This window comes from Nonomuraea antimicrobica (genome assembly GCF_039536965.1).
Lineage (GTDB): Bacteria > Actinomycetota > Actinomycetes > Streptosporangiales > Streptosporangiaceae > Nonomuraea > Nonomuraea antimicrobica.
Genome location: NZ_BAAAZP010000017.1, coordinates 54,821 through 74,586, shown reverse-complemented (window position 1 = coordinate 74,586; position 19,766 = coordinate 54,821). Strand labels below are relative to the sequence as shown.

Sequence of the window (19,766 nt, the reverse complement as noted above, 5' to 3'; positions counted from 1 at the left end):
CGCCATGATCAGTCATTTCAGCGGGATCGGCTACCTACTCCACGGGAAAAGATCCGTACCCACTCAAATTAAGATCAGGCAAGTGCCACAAGATCGGAAAATTCGTCGCTCCATGCGTCTTCAGTTCCGTCAGGTAGCAAGATCACCCTATCCGGTGACAGGGCGTCAACGGCACCCTCGTCATGTGTGACTAGGACGATTGCTCCTGAATACGACCTCAGAGCATTGAGAACCTGCTCGCGACTGACCGGATCGAGGTTGTTCGTGGGCTCGTCGAGAAGGAGGACATTGGCGCTCGAGAGCACCAGGATCGCGAGAGCGAGACGGGTCTTCTCGCCGCCGGACAGCACGCCCGCGGGCTTGTCGACGTCGTCGCCGGTGAACAGGAATGAGCCCAGCACCTTGCGCAACTCGGTGTCGGTGAACTCGCCACCGGCCGAACGCATGTTCTCCAGCAGGGTGCGGCCGGGGTCGAGGGTCTCGTGCTCCTGCGCGTAGTAGCCGACTTTCAGGCCGTGCCCCGGCTTGAGCGCGCCGGTGTCGGGGCGCTCGATGCCGCCCAGCAGGCGCAGCAGCGTGGTCTTCCCCGCACCGTTCAGGCCCAGGATGACCACCCGGTGACCTCGGTCGATGGCCACGTCGACGTCGGTGAAGACCTCCAGCGACCCGTACGACTTGGACAGGCCCTCGGCCATGAGCGGGGTGCGCCCGCACGGCTGCGGCTCGGGGAAGCGCAGCCGCGCCACCTTGTCGCTCTGACGCTCCTCCTCGGTGCCCGAAAGCAGCCGGTGCGCCCGGCGCATCATGTCCTGGGCCGCCTTCGCCTTGGTGGCCTTGGCCCGCATCTTGTCGGCCTGCGCCAGCAGCGCACCGGCCTGTTTCTCGGCGTTGGCGCGCTCGCGCTTCCTGCGCTTCTCGTCGGTCTCCCGCTGGGCGAGGTACGCCTTCCAGCCGACGTTGTAGTGATCGATCACCGACCGGTTGGCGTCCAGGTGCAGGACCTTGTTGACCGTGGCTTCAAGAAGACCGACATCGTGGCTGATGATCACCAAGCCACCTTGATGACTGCGCAAAAAATCGCGAAGCCACCCGATTGAGTCCGCATCTAGGTGGTTTGTCGGCTCGTCTAGAAGGAGAGTTTCCGCCCCGCTGAAAAGAATTCGGGCCAATTCCACGCGTCTGCGCTGACCGCCGGAAAGCGTTTGCAACGGCTGTCCGAGCACGCGATCGGGCAGCCCGAGACTGGAGGCGATGGAGGCCGCCTCGGACTCCGCCGCGTAACCTCCGAGCACGTGCATTTGATCTTCGAGCCGCCCGTACCGCTTGACGGCCTTCTCCCGGGTGCGCTCGTCGGCGGAGGACATGCCCAGCTCCGCCTCGCGCAGCTTGCGGATGACCTCGTCGAGGCCGCGCGCCGACAGGATGCGGTCGCGGGCCAGCACCTGCAGATCGCCCGTACGCGGGTCCTGGGGGAGGTAGCCGACGTTGCCGGTGGTGGTGACGCTGCCGGTCGCGGGCAGGCCCTCGCCCGCCAGGACCTTGGTCAGCGTCGTCTTGCCCGCGCCGTTGCGGCCGACGAGCCCGATCTTGTCGCCGGGATTGACCCGGAAGGAGGCTTTCTCGATGAGCAGGCGCGCGCCCGCGCGCAGCTCGATATCATTAGCGATGATCATGGTGACCGGACACTCCCGAGCTAGGAAACGAGGATTGGGCGTGCGACGCCGGTCAATCGGGAGTATGCATACCGATCAGTGTACGGCCACGGGCTCGGACGGCACCGCCTCCTTCGTCTTCCCCCCAGGCGCCTGATCGCCTGCCGTTTCGGCCTCTCCCCGGCCCGGCCGCGCCGCCCCGACCGAAAAGGCCACGCGCCCGGCGGCGTCCCTCAGGCCGGGCGCCCACCCGGTGTCCTCAGGCCGGATCGACCACGCGCACGCGTACCGACCGGAACTGGGCCGGTGTGTCACGCAGCACCGCGAGCCGCGGATCCGGCACCACCAGGAACGGCTCCCGCTCCAGCGCCAGCAGCGGCGCCAGCCGGCGATCGGGCCGCAGCGCGTCCACCGCCCTGCGGTCGCCGCCCAGCACCACCCCGTCCAGCTCCCCCAGGTACGGCGTCAGCACCCGCACCGCCGTCTCCACCGCGTCGTCGAACACCTGGGCGGCCTGGTTGCGCCGCCGCCTGGCGAAGCGCTGCTGCGACCACCCGCCGGCCGCCGTACGCCCCTGCACCAGCCGCGACCCCACCTTCGAGGCCACCAGCACGCCCCCGTGGAAGACCCCCGCCGCGTAGCCGCCGAGCCGCACCAGGAACACCCCCACCCGCCGCTCGGCCCCGGCGTGCGCGACGAACCGGGTCACGTGCGGCGGCCCTGGCGGCGTCATGGGCGGGAACGGCACGTGCAGCTCGGCCAGCGCACCGTCCGCGGCCACCAGCCGGACGACCTGCGCGTCACCGCTCGCGGAGAAGGGCCCGTGACGGTCGGCGAACCCGTCGATCCACGGGTGCAGCCGCTCCTGCGGCACCGCGACCCACCGGCCGCCCCCTTTCGCCGGACGCGCGCTCATGCCGCGAAGACTACGCGAAGCCGGCGTCTCCCCGGCCGCCCGCCGCTCCCGGCCTCCCGTCCGCCGTCTGACAGGGCTTTTCCGAAACGTCCATTCCCCCATGTCAGGTGGGGAACCTAAACAGAAATGTCGGTAAATTTTGTTTCGCGGGGCTTCTGATGCCGCTGTGGCGGGAGCACGATCTGTACGTGTCCTCCCTGCTCACCAGTCCAATGGTGGATCTTGACACCGGGGCCGTCATCGCGCATCCGGCCATCGTGGACTCCTCCGGCTCCCTTCGGGCAGCCCCGCTGCCCATGGTGCTGGAGCTGCCGGTCCGGGTGGTGCTGTCGGGCGCGGGCGCGCTGGCCCCCCTGCACGAGGCGCTGCGACGGGCCGGCCGCCATCCCCGCGAGGCGATCCTGCTGCTCTCTGGACCGTGCCAGGAGCAGGACCGTCCGCTGCTCAAGGTCGGGCTCGACAGCCTGCGCACGATCGGTTACCTGCTCGGCTTCGCGGACGTCGGCATCTCCGGCGCCGCACTCGACCTGGTGGCGGAGGCGTCCCCGTACCTGCTGGGCCTCGACCCCGAAGTGGTGGCGCGCATCCCCGCCGACCACCGTGCGACGGCGGTCGCGCGCGCGGTGGTGACGCTGGCGCGCGGCATCGGCGCGCACGTCATGGCGCCGGGCGTCGAACGCGAGGCCCAGGTGTCGGTGGTACGCGGCCTCGGCGTACGGCTGGCCCACGGGCCGCTGCTGGCACCGGGCCCCGACGGCAAGGTACGCGTGCCGCTGCCGGTCGGCGACGACTCCGCCGACACGGGCCTGCTCGGCCCCCGCGTACAGGAACTGCTGCTGCCGGCCGTGACGCTGCCCGTGGAGGCGAAGGCCGAGGAGGCGGTGGCGGCGTTCGGGCACGAGCCGACGATCACCAGCGTGATCCTGGTGGACGAGTTCCAGCGGCCCAAGGGCAGCCTGGACCGCAGCCGGTTCCTGCTGTCGTTCGCCGCCCGCTACGGCCACGCGCTGCACGGCTCGAAACCGGCGCAGCGCCTGGCCGACCCGCCGCGTACGGTGCCGCGCACGACCCCGGCGATCGCCGCCATGCAGGCGGCGGGACGGGACGCGACCCGCGTCTACGACGACCTGGTGGTCACCGACGAGCTGAACCGCTGCCTGGGCATCGTCCGCGTCTCCGACCTGATCAGGCAGGTGGCCGCCATCAGGTCGTGACCGACCGCCGCGGGGTAGGACACGGGCATGCTCACCAGACGGTCCCTGCTCGGCGCGGGGCTGCTGACCGGGGCGGCGGCGTGCACGGCCGACGCCCCTGCCACGCCGCCCGGGAACGCCGCCTTCGACCCCGCCGACTGGGCCTCGGTCCGGTCGCAGTTCGCGCTCGACCCCGCCTACGGCCAGTTCGCCGCGTTCGTGCTGGCCCCCGCGCCCGCGCCGGTGCGCGAGGCGATCAGGACGCACCGCGACGCCCTCGACGCCGACCCCCACTACACGCCGCCGGGCGGCGCCCCCGACCAGACGGTACGCCGGGCCGCCGCCCGCTACCTGGCCGCGGAGCCGGGCGCGATCGCCCTGACCGACAGCACCACGATGGGCCTGGCCCTGCTCTACTCCGGCCTGATCCTGCGCCCCGGCCAGGACGTGCTCACCACCGAGCACGACTTCCTGGCCACCCACGAGGGCCTGCGCCTGTTGTCGGCCCGCACGGGAGCGAAGGTCCGCAAGGTCAGGCTGTACGACGATCCGGCCCGCGCCTCGGCCGACCGCATGGTGTCGGCGATCAAGGAGGGCCTCGGCCCTCGCACCAGGGTGGTCGCCCTCACCTGGGTCCATTCGAGCACCGGCGTACGCGTCCCGGTGCGCGCCGTCGCCGACCTGCTGGCCGAGGCGAACCGGCACCGCGACGAGCACGACAGGGCGCTGCTGTGCGTGGACGGGGTGCACGGCTTCGGCGCGCTGTCCGACGGGGTGACCGACTTGGGCTGCGACTTCCTGGCCAGCGGCACGCACAAATGGCTGTTCGGCCCGCGCGGCACCGGCCTCGTGTGGGGCCGCGCCTGGGACGCGATCGCCCCGATCGTGCCCAGTTTCAGCGGGCCCGCGTTCGCCGCCTGGCACAACGACGCCGCGGCGGGTCCAGGGACGAGCCCGGGAACGAGCGCAGGGACGAGCCCGGGGACGACTACGGCGGAGCTGGTCACGCCGGGCGGCTACAAGGCGTTCGAGCACCGGTGGGCGATGCCCGAGGCGTTCGCGTTCATGACGGCCATCGGCAAGGAGCGGGTGCGGCGGCGTACGCAGGAGCTGGCCGCCCGGCTCAAGGCGGGCCTGGCCGGGCTGCCCCACGTCACCCTGGCCACCCCGGCCGCGCCGGAGCTGTCGGCGGGGCTGGTGTGCTGCTCGGTGGCGGGCCTGCCGCCGCAGGAGGCGGTCGAGCGGCTGCGCGGGCGGAAGGTGATCGCGAGCACCACGCCGTACAACCCGCCGCTGCTGCGCTTCGGCACCAGCATCGTGACCACCCCCGAGCAGGTGGACCACGCGATCCAGGCGGTGGCGGCGCTACGGTGACCGGCCTCCGGGCGCCGGGACGCCGGGGCGGGTCGGACGGCGAGAGGCCCGCCGGGCCCGGTGGCCCGGCGGGCAGAGGTCACAGGCGGCAGGCGTAGATGTCGGTGACCAGAATGGCCCTCGCGCCGATGTCCCAGAGCTGGTCCATCACGTGCTGGTGGCCCTTGCGCCGGACCATGGCGCGCACGGCCACCCAGCCCTCGCGGTGCAGCGGCGAGACCGTGGGGCCCTCCATGCCGGGCGTGAGCTCGATGGCCTCCTCGATGCGCTCGGCGCGGATGTCGTAGTCCATCATGACGAAGTCGCGGGCGTGCACGACGCCCTGGAACCGGCGTACGAGCTGGTCGACGCTCGACGTGTCGGGCGCGCTCTGCTGTTTGATCAGCACGGCCTCCGAGCGCATGATCGGCTCGCCGAACACCTCCAGCCCGACGTTGCGCAGCGTGGTGCCGGTCTCGACGACGTCGGCCACGGCGTCGGCCACGCCGAGCCGGATGGCGGTCTCGACGGCGCCGTCCAGCTTGATCACCCGGGCGTCGACGCCCTGGTCGGACAGGTACTTGTCGAGCAGCCCCGCGTAGGAGGTGGCGATGCGGCGGCCGTTGAGGTCGCCGGCGGACGTCATCGTGCCGGCCGGGGCGGCCAGGCGGAAGGTGGAGCCGCCGAAGCCGAGCGACATGATCTCCTCGACCGGGGCGCCGGAGTCGACCAGCATGTCTCTGCCGGTGATGCCGACGTCGAGGGTGCCCTCGCCGACGTAGACGGCGATGTCGCGGGGGCGCAGGAAGAACAGCTCGCAGCCACTGGCCTCGTCGACGACGACGAGCTCCTTGCTGTCTCTGCGCGGCCGGTAGCCGGCCTCTTTCAGCATGCTCTGGGCGGCCTCGCTGAGCGCGCCCTTGTTGGGTACTGCCAGACGCAGCATGTCACAGGTCCTTACGTGTCTCGCTCTCGCTATCTCTTCGGTGGCCGGGCGCCTGGGCGCCCTAGAGATGCTTGTAGACCTGGTCGAGGCCGATGCCTTTGGCGATCATGAGCACCTGCACGTGGTAGAGGAGCTGCGAGATCTCCTCGGCGGCCCTGTCGTCCGACTCGTGCTCGGCCGCCATCCAGCTCTCGGCGGCCTCCTCGACGACCTTCTTGCCGATGGCATGGACGCCGGCGTCGAGCGCGGCCACGGTGCCCGAGCCCGCGGGCCGGGTGCGTGCCTTGTCTGACAACTCGGCGAACAGCTCTTCGAAGGTCTTCATGGTCTCTCTCGTCGTTCGTCTGACGTGCCTGACAAGCCTAGTCTGCGCCATCGGGTGGCGGGGTCCCGCGTCCGCCACGCGAGACGGTGCCATCAGGCGTTCATCCCGGAGCCATCTTTGCTCCAGCCGCCCGTCCGGCCGCCGCCACGGCCACCACAGAGCCCCGTACACGGCCCCGCGAAACGACGCCGCCCGCCGCGCCCTCCCCCGTACAAGCGGAAGGAGGGCCCGGCGGGCGGTCAGACGTGACGCGGTGACACGCGCTCAGCGCTCGTAGCGGCGGCCCGAGTTCCGGCGGTGGCCTCCGCCGTTGCCGCGCTCGTCCCCGCGACCGCCGCCGGAGCGGTAGCCGTCGCGCGGCGCGGGGCCGTCGGCGCGGACCCCGCGGTCACGGTCGGCCGAGAACGGGCGCCCCCGGTCGGAACCGCCACGGGGACCCCTGTCGTCCTGCCGGAACCCGCCGCCAGCCTGGCCGCGGTCGTCCTGCCGGAGCGGGCGCTCGTCGGAGCGGTAGCCGCCCCGGGCCCGGCCGCCGTCTCTGCGCCGGTCGTCGCCGAGCGGGCGCGGGGCCCGGTCGTCGCCATAGGACCGCGACCGGTCGTCACCGAACGCGCGCGGACGATCGTCGCCGAACGGACGCGATCGGTCGTCACCGAACGTGCGGGGGCGGTCCTCGCCGAACGTGCGGGGCTCCTGCGAACGCCCGTAGGGCCGCTCGCCCTGGCCGTGCCGGCGCGGACGCCGGTCCTCGCCGCCCGAAGCGAAGGGCCGCTCGCCCTCCTCGTGGCGGCGCGGACGGCGCTCGGGGCCGAAGTCGTCCTGGTGCCGCCTCGGACGGCGCTCACCGTCGAAGTCACGGCGGCCACGACGCCCCCTGCGCTCGGACACGCCACCGCCACCGCCGCCCTCGCGGCGCGGGCGCAGCGGCTTGCGGACGTCGGGCTCCCACACGGGGATGGCCTCGCCGCTCGGCGTGCGCGCGCCGGTCACCTCCGCCACCCTCGGGTGGCCGGGCGTGGCCTTGAGCCGGTAGGGGTGGATCCCTGCGCGGCGCGTCAGGGAGTCGGTCGAGCGGCGCTCGTTGGGCAGCACCAGCGTGACGACCGTGCCCCTCTCGCCGGCGCGCGCCGTGCGGCCGCCCCTGTGCAGGTAACTCTTGTGGTCCTGCGGCGGGTCGACGTGCAGCACCAGGCTGATGTTGTCGACGTGGATGCCGCGCGCCGCGACGTCGGTGCAGACGAGCACGTTGATGGAGCCCTCGCGGAACTCCGACAGGATGCGCGTGCGCTGGTTCTGGCGCTTGCCGCCGTGCAGGCCGCCCGACTTGACGCCGACCCTGGCCAGTTGCTTGCAGAGCCGGTCGACGCCGTGCTGAGTGCGGACGAAGATGATGGTACGGCCCTCGCGGTTGGCGATCTCGGCCGTGACGTCGAACTTGTCGTCGCGCGTGACCTGCATCACGTGGTGCTCCATGGTGTCGACCGGGGAGGTCGCGGGGGCCACGGAGTGGGTGATGGGGTCCTTGAGGAAGCGCTGCACCAGCTTGTCGACGTCGCCGTCGAGCGTGGCAGAGAACAGCAGGCGCTGCCCGTCAACGGCCGTCTGGGCCAGCAGGTCGGTGACGACCGGGAAGAAGCCGAGGTCGCACATGTGGTCGGCCTCGTCGAGGACGCTGACCTCGACGTCGCCCAGCGAGCACTCGCCCTGCCGGATCAGGTCGCCCAGGCGGCCGGGGGTGGCGATGACGATGTCGATCCCGCGCCGCAGGGCCTCGATCTGCTTGCCCATGGACATGCCGCCCACGACCACCTTCATGCGCAGCCCGAGGCCGCGGCCGAGAGGTTCGAGGGCGTCGTGCACCTGGAGGGCCAGCTCACGGGTGGGGACGAGGATCATGGCGCGGGGGCGGCCGGGGGCGGGCTTCACGCCGGCGATGCGGGCCATGGTGGGCAGGCCGAAGGCGAGCGTCTTGCCGGAGCCGGTCTGGCCGCGGCCGAGGACGTCGTTGCCGGCCAGCACGTCGGGGATGGTCGCGCTCTGAATGGGGAACGGGCTGTCGAAGCCCAGCCGGGCCAGTCCGTTCACCAGCGGCTTGGGCAGGCCGAGCAGCTCGAACTCGGACGGGCCGCCCTGCTCGGCCGAGGCCGCGGCGGGGGAGCCGGTGGAGGTGTCCGCGGACGTCTCGGCGGGGGTCTCTGCCGAGACCTGCGCCGGGTCTTCGGTCGAGGGTTCGCCGAGCGCGGGCATGGCAGTGTCAAGCATGGTCACGAAAGTCGTGCCTTTCCATCGAAGTGGCACGTCACTTCTGCGAAAGGACGAGCCGGGGCAGGCGGCGCGACGGCCGCACAGGTTCGGGACACCCGCCGTCATGGGGGCGGGGTGAAGATGAGGGGGATACACCGGGCACCGGCGCAGGCGATGCATGACATGCGATGAGACGTCAGGTGTACCTGTTTGCCAACGCCGGGGATGTTATCGGATATTCCCCCGTGATGGGTCGGGAGTTTCCCAAACCCGCGGTCGGCACACTGAAACGGCTGACCATTTTCCGCCAGCCGTAACAGCAGAAAAGATCAGACGTTGAAGCCTAGCATACGGAGCTGTTCGCGCCCCTCGTCGGTGATCTTGTCGGGGCCCCACGGCGGCAGCCACACCCAGTTGATCTTCACATCGGAGACCATGCCCTCGAGCGCCGAGTGCGCCTGGTCCTCGATGACGTCGGTCAGCGGGCAGGCCGCGCTGGTCAGCGTCATGTCGATGGTGGCCACCGGCTGCCCGCCGTCGGAGGGGTCGAGGTTGAGCCCGTAGATCAGGCCCAGGTCGACGACGTTGATGCCGAGCTCGGGGTCGACGACGTCCTTGAGCGCCTCCATGATCTCGTCGGCGGTCGCGTCGCCGTCGAGCCCGGTCGGCGTCTCCACTGGCTTGCTCATTGGGCACTCCTCACAACAGCGTCCTTGTAGGCCATCCAGGAAAGCAGCGCGCACTTGACCCGGGCCGGGAACTTGGCCACGCCCGCGAACGCCACCGCGTCGCCGAGCACCTCCTCGTCGGCCTCCACCTGCCCCCGGCCCTGCATCAGCCTGGTGAACTCGTCCACCACGGAGAGCGTCTCCTCCACCGTGGAGCCCGTGGCCAGCTCGTGCAGCACGGAGGCGGCGGCCTGGCTGATCGAGCAGCCCTGCCCGTCGTAGGAGACGTCGACGATCTTGCCGGCGTCGCCCAGCTTGACCCTGAGCGTGATCTCGTCGCCGCACGTCGGGTTCACGTGGTGAACCTCGGCGTCGTACGGCTCACGCAGCCCCCGCCCCTGCGGGTGCTTGTAGTGCTCCAGGATCAGCTCCTGGTACATCGACTCGCCGATCATGGCTATGCGAACACCTTCTGAACGTGATGCAGACCGCGCACCAGGGCATCGATCTCGGCCGTGGTGTTGTACAGGTAGAACGACGCCCGCGTGGTCGCCGCTATTCCGAAGCGCAGGTGCAGGGGCCGGGCGCAGTGGTGCCCGACGCGTACGGCGACCCCGAACCTGTCGTCGAGGATCTGCCCCACGTCGTGCGGGTGGATGCCCTCCAGCGTGAACGACACCGTGCCCCCGCGCTCCTCCAGCGTCTCGGGGCCGATGACGCGCAGGCTGGGCACCTCGCGCAGCGCCTCCAGCGCGTACGCCGTCAGCTCCCGCTCGTGCGCCTCGACCGCCTCCATGCCGACCTCGGTGAGGTAGTCGACCGCCGCGCCGAGCCCGATGGCCTCGACGATCGGCGGCGTGCCCGCCTCGAACTTGTGCGGGATCGGCGCGTACGTCGAGTGGTCCATCCAGACCGCCTCGATCATCTCGCCGCCGCCCAGGAACGGGGGCATGGCCTCCAGCAGCTCGGCCCGCCCCCAGAGCACGCCGATGCCGGAGGGACCGAGCATCTTGTGACCGGTGAAGGCCACGAAGTCGGCGCCCAGCTCGGCCACGTTCACCGGGTGGTGCGGCACGGACTGGGAGGCGTCGAGCGCGATCAGCGCGCCGGCCTCGTGCGCCCGCCTGGCCACCTCGGCGACCGGGTTGACGGTGCCCAGGACGTTGGACTGGTGGGCGATCGAGACGATCTTCGTCCGCTCGGTGATGAGGTCGGGCGCGTAGTCGAGCCGCCCGTCGTCGGTGACCCCGAACCACTTCAGCGTCGCGCCGGTGCGCTGCGCGAGCAACTGCCACGGCACGATGTTGGAGTGGTGCTCCATCTCGGAGACGACGATCTCGTCACCGGGGCCGAGCGTGAAGCGCGGGTCGGTGTTGACCGGGTTGCCGAAGGAGTAGGCGATGAGGTTGAGCGCCTCGGAGGCGTTCTTGGTGAAGATCACCTCGTCGCGCGACGGCGCCCCCGCGAAGCCCGCGACCTTGTCGCGGGCGCTCTCGTAGGCGTCGGTCGACTCGGCGCCGAGCACGTGCATGGCGCGGCCGACGTTGCTGTAGTGCAGCGCCAGGTGCTCGCGCATGGTCTCGATGACCTGGTTGGGCTTCTGTGAGGAGTTGCCCGAGTCGAGGTAGACGAGCGGACGCCCGTCGGGCAGCTCGCGGGAGAAGATCGGGAAGTCTTTCCTGATCTTCTCCACATCGAGGCCGGAGGAAGTCATGCAGATGCCTTCGTGTACTGCTCGTAGCCCTCGGCCTCGAGCTTCTCGGCCAGTTCTGGCCCGCCCTCCTCGACGATCCGGCCGCCCGCGAAGACGTGCACGAAGTCGGGCTTCACGTAACGCAGGATGCGGGTGTAGTGGGTGATCAGCAGCACGCCGGTCTCGCCGGAGGCGCGGAAGCGGTTGATGCCCTCCGACACCACGCGCAGGGCGTCGACGTCGAGGCCGGAGTCGGTCTCGTCGAGCACCGCGATCTTCGGCTTGAGCAGTTCGAGCTGGAGGATCTCGTGGCGCTTCTTCTCGCCGCCGGAGAAGCCCTCGTTGAGGTTGCGCTGGGCGAAGGCGGAGTCGATGGACAGCGCGTCCATCCCGTTCTTGAGGTCTTTGGCGAACTCGCGCAGCTTGGGCGCCTCGCCGCGGATGGCGGTGACGGCCGAGCGCAGGAAGTTCGAGACGGACACGCCGGGGACCTCGACCGGGTACTGCATGGCCAGGAACAGGCCGGCGCGGGCCCGCTCGTCGACGGACAGCTCCAGCAGGTCCACGCCGTCGAGCAGCACCTGGCCGCCGGTGATCGTGTATTTGGGATGACCGGCGATCGCGTAGGCGAGCGTCGACTTGCCCGAGCCGTTGGGGCCCATGATGGCATGGGTCTGCCCGGAGTTCACGGTCAGGTTGACGCCGCGCAGGATTTCCTTGTCCTCGACGGCGACCTGGAGGTCACGGATCTCAAGGGTGGACATGTGCTTAGGACTCCTTCGAGAGCGAGACGAGGACGTCATCGCCGTCGATCTTCACTGTGTAGACGTTCACGGGCTTGGTGGCGGGCGGCCCGGTGGGCTTTCCGCTTCGGACGTCGAAGCACGAGCCGTGCAGCCAGCACTCCAGCGTGTCGTCGTAGACCTCTCCCTCGCTGAGCTTGACCTCGGCGTGGGAGCAGACGTCGTGCAGGGCGAAGACCTCCGTACCCCTGCGGACCAGGGCCACCGGGGTCTCCTCCGCCCCGACCTCGACGCCGAGCACGCCCCCGTCGGGGATGTCCTCGACCTTGCACACCTTGACGAAGGCGCTCATCGGGTGAGCTCCGCCTCGACCGCGCCGAGGACGCGCTCGCGGATCTCCTCGATCTGGATCTTCTCGATGAGCTGGCCGAGGAAGCCCCTGACGACCAGGCGGCGGGCCTCGTCGTAGGGGATGCCGCGGGCCTGGAGGTAGAAGAGGTGCTCGTCGTCGAGGCGGCCGGAGGTGGAGGCGTGCCCCGCTCCCGCGACCTCGCCGGTGAGGATCTCCAGGTTGGGCACCGAGTCGGCGCGGGCGCCGTCGGTGAGGATGAGGTTGCGGTTGAGCTCGTAGGTGTCGGTGCCCTCGGCCTCGACGCGGATGATCACGTCGCCGATCCAGACGGCGTGCGCCTCCTCGCCCTGCAGCGCGCCGCGGTAGTCGACGTTGCTCTTGCAGTTGGGCTGCGAGTGGTCGACCAGGAGGCGGTGCTCCAGGTGCTGGCCGGCGTCGACGAAGTAGACGCCCGACAGGTCGGCGTCGCCGCCGGGGGCGGTGTAGGTGACGGTGGGCGACAGGCGTACGAGGTCGCCGCCGAGCGTCACCACGAAGCTGCGGAACGTCGCGTCCTTGGCGAGCTGGGCGTGGTGGTGGGAGACGTGGACGGCGTCGTGCTCCCAGTCTTGCAGGCTGACGACCCTGAGGCTGGCGCCCTCGCCGACGACGAACTCGATGTTGTCGGCGTAGATCGCGCTGCCCTTGTGGTCGAGCACCACCACGGCCTCGGCCAGCGGCTCCACCTTGACCACGATGTGGCCGTAAGCGGCGCCGGCGCCGGCCGGCTCGCCGTGCAGCGTCAGGACGGTCGGCTTGGACGTGACGGCCTCGCGCGGCACCGTGATCACGGTGGCCTTCTCGAAGCCGTGCCACGCCTGGGCGCTGACCCGGTCGCTCGGCACGAACGACCGGCCCACGCGGGCGTCGTCGCGGCCGACCGTCTCGACGGTGACCTCGGGGGCGGCGTCCACGTCGACGCGTACGTGCCCCACGGCCTGGGCCTTGCCGCTGTGCAGGCCCTTCAGCCGCGACAGCGGCGTGAACCGCCACGACTCCTCGCGCCCGGTCGGCACCTCGAAGTCGGCCAGGTCGAACGACGCCTTCTCGTGCAGGGTCGACAGGGGCTTCTCGTTCAGGCCCATCAGCCGACGGCTCCTTCCATCTGCAGCTCGATCAGCCGGTTCAGCTCGAGCGCGTATTCCATGGGCAGCTCACGCGCGATCGGCTCCACGAAGCCGCGCACGATCATCGCCATCGCCTCGTCCTCGTCGAGCCCGCGGCTCATGAGGTAGAAGAGCTGGTCCTCGCTGACCTTGGAGACCGTGGCCTCGTGGCCCATCGAGACGTCGTCCTCGCGGACGTCGACGTAGGGGTAGGTGTCGGAGCGGCTGATCTGGTCGACCAGCAGGGCGTCGCACTTGACGGTGCTGGCGCTGCCGTGGGCGCCCTCCTCGATCTGCACCAGACCGCGGTAGGAGGTGCGCCCGCCGCCGCGCGCCACCGACTTGGAGATGACGCTGGAGCGGGTGTTGGGCGCCAGGTGCACCATCTTCGAGCCGGCGTCCTGGTGCTGGCCCTCGCCCGCGAACGCGACGCTCAGCGTCTCGCCCCTGGCGTGCTCGCCCATGAGGTAGACGGCCGGGTACTTCATCGTGACCTTGGAACCGATGTTGCCGTCGATCCACTCCATGGTGGCGCCCTCGTAGGCGACGGCGCGCTTGGTGACCAGGTTGTAGACGTTGTTGGACCAGTTCTGGATGGTCGTGTAGCGGCAGCGGGCGTTCTTCTTCACGATGATCTCGACGACCGCGCTGTGCAGCGAGTCGGAGGAGTAGATCGGGGCGGTGCAGCCCTCGACGTAGTGGACGTAGCTGTTCTCGTCCACGATGATCAGCGTGCGCTCGAACTGGCCCATGTTCTCGGTGTTGATCCGGAAGTAGGCCTGCAGCGGGATCTCGACCTCGACGTTCGGCGGCACGTAGATGAACGAGCCACCCGACCACACGGAGGTGTTGAGCGCGGCGAACTTGTTGTCGCCCACCGGGATCACCGAGCCGAAGTACTCCTTGAAGAGGTCTTCGTGCTCACGCAGCCCCGTGTCGGTGTCGACGAAGATGACACCCTTCTCCTCGAGGTCTTCCCGGATCTTGTGGTAGACGACCTCGGACTCGTACTGGGCCGCGACGCCGGCGATGAGGCGCTGCTTCTCCGCCTCGGGGATGCCGAGCTTGTCGTAGGTGTTCTTGATGTCGGCGGGCAGCTCGTCCCAGGAAGCGGCCTGCTTCTCGGTGGAGCGCACGAAGTACTTGATGTTGTCGAAGTCGATGGCGGTGAGGTCGGAGCCCCACGTCGGCAGCGGCTTCCTGTCGAACAGGCGGAGGCCCTTCAGGCGAAGGTCGAGCATCCACTCCGGCTCGTTCTTGAGTGCGGAGATGTCGCGGACGACCTCCTCGGACAGGCCGCGCTTGGCCGCCGCGCCCGCGGCATCCGGGTCGGCCCAGCCGAACTTGTAATTCCCGAGGCCTTCCAGCTCCGGGCGGTCGGTGACAGTCACCTTCCGGTCTCCTTGCTCTTGTCTCTATGTGCGGGATCGGCCAGCGACTGGGGGCTCACGTGCGTTGTGCACACCCCGTCGCCGTGGGCGATCGTGGCCAGGCGCTGCACCGGTGTGCCGAGCAGTTGCGCGAACGCCTCCGTCTCGGCCTCGCACAGCTGCGGGAACTCCGCGGCCGCGTGCGCCACCGGGCAGTGATGCTGGCAGAGCTGGTCTCCGCCGGACTTGGCCTTGCTGGCCGAGGCGGCGTACCCCTCTGCCGACAGCGCCTGCGCCAGCACCTGGACGCGCTGGTCCGCGGGCACCGTCCGCATGGCCGGCTCCAGCCGCCGCAGCAGGCTCGAGACCTGCTCGCGGGCGAAGTCGGCCACGGCTCGCTCGCCCATGCGCTCGGCCAGGAAGCGCAGCGCGCTGCCGGCCAGGTCGTCATAGGCGTGCTCGAAGGCACTGCGCCCCGCGTCGGTGATCGCGAACAGCTTGGCCGGCCGTCCGCGTCCGCGCTGCCCGCGCGGGCGCACCGTACGGGGCTCGATCATCCCGTCGGCCAGCAGCGCGTCGAGGTGACGGCGCACGGCGGCGGGCGTGAGCCCGAGCCGCTCGCCCAGGGACGCTGCCGCGACGGGACCATGCTCAAGAATCAGCCTGGCGACACGCGCGCGGGTGCCGCGCTCGCCACCTGGCTCCATCGTGGGCATGTTTTTCACAACATCAGTGTGCCGTAATTCCTTCCCGGTTCACAAACGGATCCGAGCAGGCCGGGGAATGGAATTTGTCACGCAGGGTAGCCTTACCTAACCTTTGCTCGCCCCAGAACCGCGCCCCAGAACCATGAAGGCCAGGCACGAGCAGAGGATGAGCCCGAGCATGACACACGCCATGGGCAGCGCGGTGCCGGATCCGGCGAGCCCGACCAGCGGGGCCGCGGCGGCGCCCAGCGCGAACTGCAGCACGCCCGTCAGCGCGGAGGCGCTCCCCGCCACCTGCGCGGGCTGGGAGCCGAGCGCCAGCGCGCTGGTGCCGGGCAGCGTCAGGCCCTGGCCCAGCATGATGACGAACAGCCCGCCCACGATGGCCCACAGGCCGAGCCCGGCGAGCACGGCGGTCAGCAGCAGGATCGCGCCCGCCAGGGCGGCGGCCAGGCCGGCGCGCACCAGCAGCACGGGCGAAACCCGGCCGGAGAGCCGGCCGCCGAGCTGGGCGGTGCCGGTCAGGGCCAGGGCGTTGAGCGCGAAGACGAGCGAGTACTGCTGGGGCGTGGCCCCGTACACGTCCTGGAGCACGAACGGCGAGCCGGAGATGTAGCCGAACATGGCCCCGAAGGACAACCCGCCGGTCAGCGCGAAGCCCATGAAGGAGCGGTCGCGCAGGAGCTGCCAGAACGTGCGCACGGTGTGCCCGAGCCCGCCGCTCTCGCGCTCGGACGCGGGCAGCGTCTCGCGCACGCCCCCCAGGACCGCCAGCAGCAGCACCAGCCCCGCGATGCTGAGCACCACGAAAACGCCCCGCCACGAGGTGAACGTCAGCAGTTGCGCCCCCGCGATCGGGGCCAGGATCGGCGCCAGGCCGCTGACGAGCATCAGCGTGGCGAAGATCCGGGCGATGGCGGCCCCGTCGTACAGGTCGCGTACGACGGCCCGCACGATCACCAGCGCCGCCCCGCCCAGCACGCCCTGCAGCAGGCGGAAGGCGATCAGCGTCGGCACCGAGGGGGCGAAGGCGCACAGCAGCGAGGCGACCATGAACCCGGCCACGCCCACCATCAGCGGCACCCGCCGCCCGCGCACGTCGCTCACCGGCCCGGCGATCACCTGCCCGACGGAGACGCCGATGAGGCAGGCGGTGAGGGTGAGCTGGACCTGGGCCGGGGCGCTGAGCATCTCGGAGGTGATGGCGGGCAGCGCGGGGAGGTACATGTCGATGGAGAGCGGCCCGATCGCCGACAGCGCGCCGAGGATCAGCAGCAGTAACCCGCGGCGGCTCTTCTGCTCCGGTCGGACGGCGGCGGACGTGGCTTCAGCCACGGACATGCGTGCTCCCCTTTCCCTCGTGGGCCTGTGACCCACGTGGGCCGAGTGCTCCAACCCCGATCCGATCCTCCTAATTCCCGATTATCTGATATTTCGCTAGATATTCCATGAGGTTTCGTGGGGTCGGGTGACAGCCGAAGGGCACGCCTCGCGGGATGGTTCACCTGCGGGCCGGACCGTCGGGCGGAGTCCCTAGACTCGTGGCCATGGATTCCCCAGCCGTCGAGATCGTCGACCTGGTCAAACGCTACGGCGGCCGCACCGCCGTCGACGGCCTGACGTTCCGCGCCGAGCGCCGCGCCGTCACCGCGGTCCTCGGTCCCAACGGCGCGGGCAAGACGTCCACCGTGGAGATCTGCGAGGGGTTCCGCAAGGCCGACGCGGGCGCCGTCAGGGTGCTGGGGTTGGCGCCGTGGCGGCCGGAGCTGCGGGCGCGGGTGGGTGCCATGCCGCAGGCCGGGGGCGTGCCTCCGGCGATGCGCTGCGCGGAGTGGCTGCGGCTGATGGCGCGCTTCTACGCCCGCCCGCTCGATCCCGGGGCACTGCTGGAGCGGCTGGGGCTCACCGATCACGCGCGCACCCCCTACCGGCGGATGTCGGGCGGGCAGCAGCAGCGGCTGTCGCTGGCCGCGGCCGTCATCGGCCGGCCCGAGCTGGTCTTCCTCGACGAGCCGACGGCCGGGCTCGACCCGCAGGCCAGGCACGCGTGCTGGGAGCTGGTGGGCGAGCTGCGCGGGGCGGGCGTGTCGGTGGTGCTGACCACTCACCACATGGACGAGGCCGAGCGGCTGGCCGACCACGTGGTCATCATCGACCGCGGGCGCGTGGTGGCCGAGGGCACCCCCGCCTCGCTGACCGGCGCCGAACGTCAGCTCAGGTTCAGGGCCCGGCCGGGGCTGGCGCTGGAAGAGCTGCTCAACGCGCTCCCGGCGGGCAGCGCGGCCAAGGAGTCGCCCGCCGGCCACTACATCATCGAGGGCCAGGTGGGCCCCGAGCTGCTGGCCACGGTGACGGCCTGGTGCGCGGCCGAGGGCGTCACGGCCGACGACCTGCGCATCGAACGCCGCACCCTCGAAGACGTCTTCCTCGAACTGACCGGCAGGGAGCTGCGATGACCACGCCCGGCCCGTTCCGCGCGCCGACCAGGAGGGCGCCTCGATGACCGCGCTCGACCTCACCCCCGCGCCCGGCGCGGCGCCGTTCCCGCGCATGGTGCTAGCGCAGGCGGGCGCGGAGCTGCGGGCGATGCTGCGCAACGGCGAGCAGCTCCTGCTGACGCTGATCATCCCGGTGCTGCTGCTGGCCGGGTTCTCGCTGGCGCCGCTGATCGACGTCGGCGGCGGGCGGCGGGTCGACTTCCTGGCCCCGGGCGTGCTGGCGCTGGCGGTCATGTCCACGGCGTTCACCGGGCAGGCCATCGCGACCGGCTTCGAGCGCCGCTACGGCGTGCTCAAGCGGCTGGGCGCGACCCCGCTGTCCAGGAGCGGGCTCATGCTCGCCAAGACGGCGGCGGTCGTGGGCGTGGAGCTCATCCAGGCCGTGGTGATCGTGGCCGTCGGGCTGGCGCTGGGGTGGCGGCCGCAGGGGTCGTTCCTGAGCGCGGCGCTGCTGGTCGTGGTGGGCACGGCGGCCTTCAGCGGTCTGGGGCTGCTGATGGCCGGCACGCTGCGCGCGGAGGCCACGCTGGCGGCGGCGAACCTGGTCTACCTGGTGCTGCTGGGGGCGGGCGGGGTGGTCTTCCCGCTGACGAAGTTCCCCGAGGGGGCCCGCCCGGTCCTGGAGGCACTGCCCATCTCGGCCCTGACGACCGGCCTGCGCGCGGTCCTCTCCCAGGGGGCGGCGCTCCCCCTGGTCCCGCTGGCGGTGCTGGCCGCGTGGGCGGTGCTGTCACTGGGCCTGGTGTCGCGTACGTTCCGCTGGGAGTGACGGTCCCGCGGGGTGCCGGGCGCCGTAGCGGCGGCGGCTGAGCGCGGCCACCGCCGTCAGGGGGATCGCGGCGGCCGCCGCGAGGCCGAAGAGCAGACCATACCGTCCGTCCTCGGCCAGCGGTCCCGCCGCCCACGACGAGACCGCGCTGCCCACGAACAGCGCGCAGGCGAAGAACGCGATCGTCGTCCCCCTGGCCTCGGGCACCACGGAGGTCGCCCAGGTCTGCAACGAGGAGTGCAGGAACGACCATCCGCCGCCCAGCAGCAGCGCCGTGACGGCCACGGCGGGCACGCTCACGTGCACGGTCACGATGGCGAAGCCCAGGCAGAGCTGCGTCCCGCCGACGACCATGAGCACGGGTGCGGGCCACCTGCCCGACAGGCGCTTGACGAGCCGGGAGAACGCCCACAGCCCCAGCCCGTACGCGGTGATGGCCAGGCCCGCCACGGCGGCGGCCAGCCCGGCGTACTGGAGGGCGGTGGCCAGGAACGGCATGGTCCCGAGCATGATCGCCCCCTCGGTGAAGGACAGCCCGAACACCAACAGCGCCCACCGGTGCCCGAGCACCACGCGCAGGTACCGGCCCACGCCCTGCCCGGCCCGCTCCTCCTGCCGGGGCGGCTCGGGCAGCGAGCGCAGCGCCAGCGCGCAGGCCAGGGCGCAGGCGGCGGGCACGGTGAAGGCCACCCGCCAGTCCACCAGGCCCGCGACGACCCCGCCCAGCCCCGTGGCCAGGGCCGTGCCGAGCGCGGCGGCGGCCATGAGGTCGGTGAGGGCGCGCTGGCGTACGGACTGGTGGACGGTGTCGCCCACGTACGTCAGCCCCGTGGGGATCACCGCGCCGAAGCACGCGCCCGTGACGACCCTGGCCACCACCAGCGCCCCCAGCACGGGCATGAGCGCCGAGGCCGCGCCCGCCACCGCCGCGCCGAACAGCGCCCACCGCATCACCCGCACCCGCCCGAACCGGTCGGACAGCAGGCCCCACAGCGGCTGGGTGAGCCCGTACGCCAGGTAGTAGCCGCTGGCGGCGGCGACCGCGGCCGACAGCGAGACGCCCAGGTCGGCGGCGATGAGCACGAGCATGGGGCTCACCGCGAAACGGTCGAAGCTGCTGACGAACGAGGACACGGACAGTGCCTGCGGGGGCCGGACGGGGCTCACGGGGAGCGCGCTGGCTTTCATGCTT

General features: G+C 71.2%; 19 protein-coding genes. 4 read left to right on the top strand and 15 right to left on the bottom strand.

What is annotated here, in order from left to right:
• Positions 1–74: 74 nt before the first annotated feature.
• Both ABD844_RS06185 and ABD844_RS06180 read right to left on the bottom strand, forming a co-directional pair.
• On the bottom strand, positions 75–1,673 hold the full coding sequence (locus tag ABD844_RS06185; protein WP_344873840.1) for an ABC-F family ATP-binding cassette domain-containing protein: 1,599 nt from the start codon (positions 1,671–1,673) through the stop codon (positions 75–77).
• A gap of 238 nt (positions 1,674–1,911) precedes the next feature.
• On the bottom strand, positions 1,912–2,568 hold the full coding sequence (locus ABD844_RS06180) for an acVLRF1 family peptidyl-tRNA hydrolase (protein WP_344873838.1): 657 nt from the start codon (positions 2,566–2,568) through the stop codon (positions 1,912–1,914).
• A gap of 158 nt (positions 2,569–2,726) precedes the next feature.
• Here ABD844_RS06180 and ABD844_RS06175 point away from each other — a divergent pair, with 158 nt between their 5' ends.
• Together ABD844_RS06175 and ABD844_RS06170 are read left to right on the top strand one after the other, a co-directional pair.
• Complete coding sequence (locus tag ABD844_RS06175; protein WP_344873835.1) at positions 2,727–3,782, top strand: EAL domain-containing protein; 1,056 nt, start codon at positions 2,727–2,729, stop codon at positions 3,780–3,782.
• Positions 3,783–3,809: 27 nt separating this feature from the next.
• Positions 3,810–5,135, top strand: a complete 1,326-nt coding sequence (locus tag ABD844_RS06170) for an aminotransferase class V-fold PLP-dependent enzyme (protein WP_344873833.1) — start codon at positions 3,810–3,812, stop codon at positions 5,133–5,135.
• A 79-nt stretch (positions 5,136–5,214) separates the two neighbouring features.
• Here ABD844_RS06170 and hisG read toward each other — a convergent pair whose 3' ends face one another.
• The 12 genes from hisG to ABD844_RS06110 all read right to left on the bottom strand — a co-directional run bounded on the left by hisG (position 5,215) and on the right by ABD844_RS06110 (position 16,648).
• Positions 5,215–6,060: an ATP phosphoribosyltransferase gene (hisG, locus tag ABD844_RS06165; protein ID WP_344873831.1), complete on the bottom strand. Its 846-nt coding sequence runs from the start codon at positions 6,058–6,060 to the stop codon at positions 5,215–5,217.
• 61 nt (positions 6,061–6,121) lie between these two features.
• Positions 6,122–6,385 carry a phosphoribosyl-ATP diphosphatase gene (locus tag ABD844_RS06160; protein WP_344873829.1) on the bottom strand — a complete coding sequence of 88 codons (264 nt, stop codon included), beginning with the start codon at positions 6,383–6,385 and terminating at the stop codon, positions 6,122–6,124.
• A 264-nt stretch (positions 6,386–6,649) separates the two neighbouring features.
• A complete protein-coding gene (locus tag ABD844_RS06155) occupies positions 6,650–8,647 on the bottom strand; it encodes a DEAD/DEAH box helicase (protein WP_344873827.1) in 1,998 nt (665 codons plus the stop codon).
• Between the two features lie 311 nt (positions 8,648–8,958).
• Positions 8,959–9,318, bottom strand: coding sequence for a metal-sulfur cluster assembly factor (locus ABD844_RS06150; protein WP_344873825.1), 360 nt, complete (start codon positions 9,316–9,318; stop codon positions 8,959–8,961).
• Complete coding sequence (gene sufU / locus ABD844_RS06145; RefSeq protein WP_344873823.1) at positions 9,315–9,752, bottom strand: Fe-S cluster assembly sulfur transfer protein SufU; 438 nt, start codon at positions 9,750–9,752, stop codon at positions 9,315–9,317. The genes ABD844_RS06150 and sufU overlap by 4 nt, the downstream gene beginning before the upstream one ends.
• Before the next feature lie 2 nt (positions 9,753–9,754).
• A complete protein-coding gene (locus ABD844_RS06140; protein WP_344873821.1) occupies positions 9,755–11,011 on the bottom strand; it encodes a cysteine desulfurase in 1,257 nt (418 codons plus the stop codon).
• Positions 11,008–11,754 (bottom strand): Fe-S cluster assembly ATPase SufC, encoded by a 747-nt coding sequence (sufC, locus tag ABD844_RS06135; RefSeq protein WP_344873819.1) that lies wholly within the window; start codon positions 11,752–11,754, stop codon positions 11,008–11,010. The genes ABD844_RS06140 and sufC overlap by 4 nt, the downstream gene beginning before the upstream one ends.
• Before the next feature lie 4 nt (positions 11,755–11,758).
• Positions 11,759–12,085 (bottom strand): non-heme iron oxygenase ferredoxin subunit, encoded by a 327-nt coding sequence (locus tag ABD844_RS06130; RefSeq protein WP_344873817.1) that lies wholly within the window; start codon positions 12,083–12,085, stop codon positions 11,759–11,761.
• Positions 12,082–13,209 carry a Fe-S cluster assembly protein SufD gene (gene sufD, locus ABD844_RS06125; protein WP_344873815.1) on the bottom strand — a complete coding sequence of 376 codons (1,128 nt, stop codon included), beginning with the start codon at positions 13,207–13,209 and terminating at the stop codon, positions 12,082–12,084. The genes ABD844_RS06130 and sufD overlap by 4 nt, the downstream gene beginning before the upstream one ends.
• Positions 13,209–14,621: a Fe-S cluster assembly protein SufB gene (gene sufB, locus ABD844_RS06120; RefSeq protein ID WP_344873813.1), complete on the bottom strand. Its 1,413-nt coding sequence runs from the start codon at positions 14,619–14,621 to the stop codon at positions 13,209–13,211. The genes sufD and sufB overlap by 1 nt, the downstream gene beginning before the upstream one ends.
• Positions 14,618–15,316, bottom strand: a complete 699-nt coding sequence (locus ABD844_RS06115; RefSeq protein WP_344873811.1) for a helix-turn-helix transcriptional regulator — start codon at positions 15,314–15,316, stop codon at positions 14,618–14,620. The genes sufB and ABD844_RS06115 overlap by 4 nt, the downstream gene beginning before the upstream one ends.
• A 96-nt stretch (positions 15,317–15,412) precedes the next feature.
• A complete protein-coding gene (locus tag ABD844_RS06110; RefSeq protein WP_344873809.1) occupies positions 15,413–16,648 on the bottom strand; it encodes a multidrug effflux MFS transporter in 1,236 nt (411 codons plus the stop codon).
• Between the two features lie 206 nt (positions 16,649–16,854).
• Between ABD844_RS06110 and ABD844_RS06105 the strand changes: the two genes are divergently transcribed.
• Positions 16,855–17,763: an ABC transporter ATP-binding protein gene (locus ABD844_RS06105; RefSeq protein ID WP_344873807.1), complete on the top strand. Its 909-nt coding sequence runs from the start codon at positions 16,855–16,857 to the stop codon at positions 17,761–17,763.
• 43 nt (positions 17,764–17,806) lie between these two features.
• The gene (locus ABD844_RS06100; protein WP_344873805.1) at positions 17,807–18,574 is read left to right on the top strand and encodes an ABC transporter permease; all 768 of its coding nucleotides are present in this window, start codon (positions 17,807–17,809) and stop codon (positions 18,572–18,574) included.
• Here the strand turns inward: ABD844_RS06100 and ABD844_RS06095 are convergent.
• On the bottom strand, positions 18,536–19,762 hold the full coding sequence (locus ABD844_RS06095) for an MFS transporter (RefSeq protein WP_344873803.1): 1,227 nt from the start codon (positions 19,760–19,762) through the stop codon (positions 18,536–18,538). The genes ABD844_RS06100 and ABD844_RS06095 overlap by 39 nt on opposite strands.
• Positions 19,763–19,766 lie beyond the last annotated feature (4 nt).

What these genes read in the sequence shown, in the direction of transcription:
- ABD844_RS06185 (WP_344873840.1), bottom strand. Translation starts at nt 1,673, where the DNA reads ATGATCATCGCTAATGATATCGAGCTGCGCGCGGGCGCGCGCCTGCTC.
- ABD844_RS06180 (WP_344873838.1), bottom strand. Translation starts at nt 2,568, where the DNA reads ATGAGCGCGCGTCCGGCGAAAGGGGGCGGCCGGTGGGTCGCGGTGCCG.
- ABD844_RS06175 (WP_344873835.1), top strand. Translation starts at nt 2,727, where the DNA reads ATGCCGCTGTGGCGGGAGCACGATCTGTACGTGTCCTCCCTGCTCACC.
- ABD844_RS06170 (WP_344873833.1), top strand. Translation starts at nt 3,810, where the DNA reads ATGCTCACCAGACGGTCCCTGCTCGGCGCGGGGCTGCTGACCGGGGCG.
- hisG (WP_344873831.1), bottom strand. Translation starts at nt 6,060, where the DNA reads ATGCTGCGTCTGGCAGTACCCAACAAGGGCGCGCTCAGCGAGGCCGCC.
- ABD844_RS06160 (WP_344873829.1), bottom strand. Translation starts at nt 6,385, where the DNA reads ATGAAGACCTTCGAAGAGCTGTTCGCCGAGTTGTCAGACAAGGCACGC.
- ABD844_RS06155 (WP_344873827.1), bottom strand. Translation starts at nt 8,647, where the DNA reads ATGCTTGACACTGCCATGCCCGCGCTCGGCGAACCCTCGACCGAAGAC.
- ABD844_RS06150 (WP_344873825.1), bottom strand. Translation starts at nt 9,318, where the DNA reads ATGAGCAAGCCAGTGGAGACGCCGACCGGGCTCGACGGCGACGCGACC.
- sufU (WP_344873823.1), bottom strand. Translation starts at nt 9,752, where the DNA reads ATGATCGGCGAGTCGATGTACCAGGAGCTGATCCTGGAGCACTACAAG.
- ABD844_RS06140 (WP_344873821.1), bottom strand. Translation starts at nt 11,011, where the DNA reads ATGACTTCCTCCGGCCTCGATGTGGAGAAGATCAGGAAAGACTTCCCG.
- sufC (WP_344873819.1), bottom strand. Translation starts at nt 11,754, where the DNA reads ATGTCCACCCTTGAGATCCGTGACCTCCAGGTCGCCGTCGAGGACAAG.
- ABD844_RS06130 (WP_344873817.1), bottom strand. Translation starts at nt 12,085, where the DNA reads ATGAGCGCCTTCGTCAAGGTGTGCAAGGTCGAGGACATCCCCGACGGG.
- sufD (WP_344873815.1), bottom strand. Translation starts at nt 13,209, where the DNA reads ATGGGCCTGAACGAGAAGCCCCTGTCGACCCTGCACGAGAAGGCGTCG.
- ABD844_RS06115 (WP_344873811.1), bottom strand. Translation starts at nt 15,316, where the DNA reads ATGCCCACGATGGAGCCAGGTGGCGAGCGCGGCACCCGCGCGCGTGTC.
- ABD844_RS06110 (WP_344873809.1), bottom strand. Translation starts at nt 16,648, where the DNA reads ATGTCCGTGGCTGAAGCCACGTCCGCCGCCGTCCGACCGGAGCAGAAG.
- ABD844_RS06105 (WP_344873807.1), top strand. Translation starts at nt 16,855, where the DNA reads ATGGATTCCCCAGCCGTCGAGATCGTCGACCTGGTCAAACGCTACGGC.
- ABD844_RS06100 (WP_344873805.1), top strand. Translation starts at nt 17,807, where the DNA reads ATGACCGCGCTCGACCTCACCCCCGCGCCCGGCGCGGCGCCGTTCCCG.
- ABD844_RS06095 (WP_344873803.1), bottom strand. Translation starts at nt 19,762, where the DNA reads ATGAAAGCCAGCGCGCTCCCCGTGAGCCCCGTCCGGCCCCCGCAGGCA.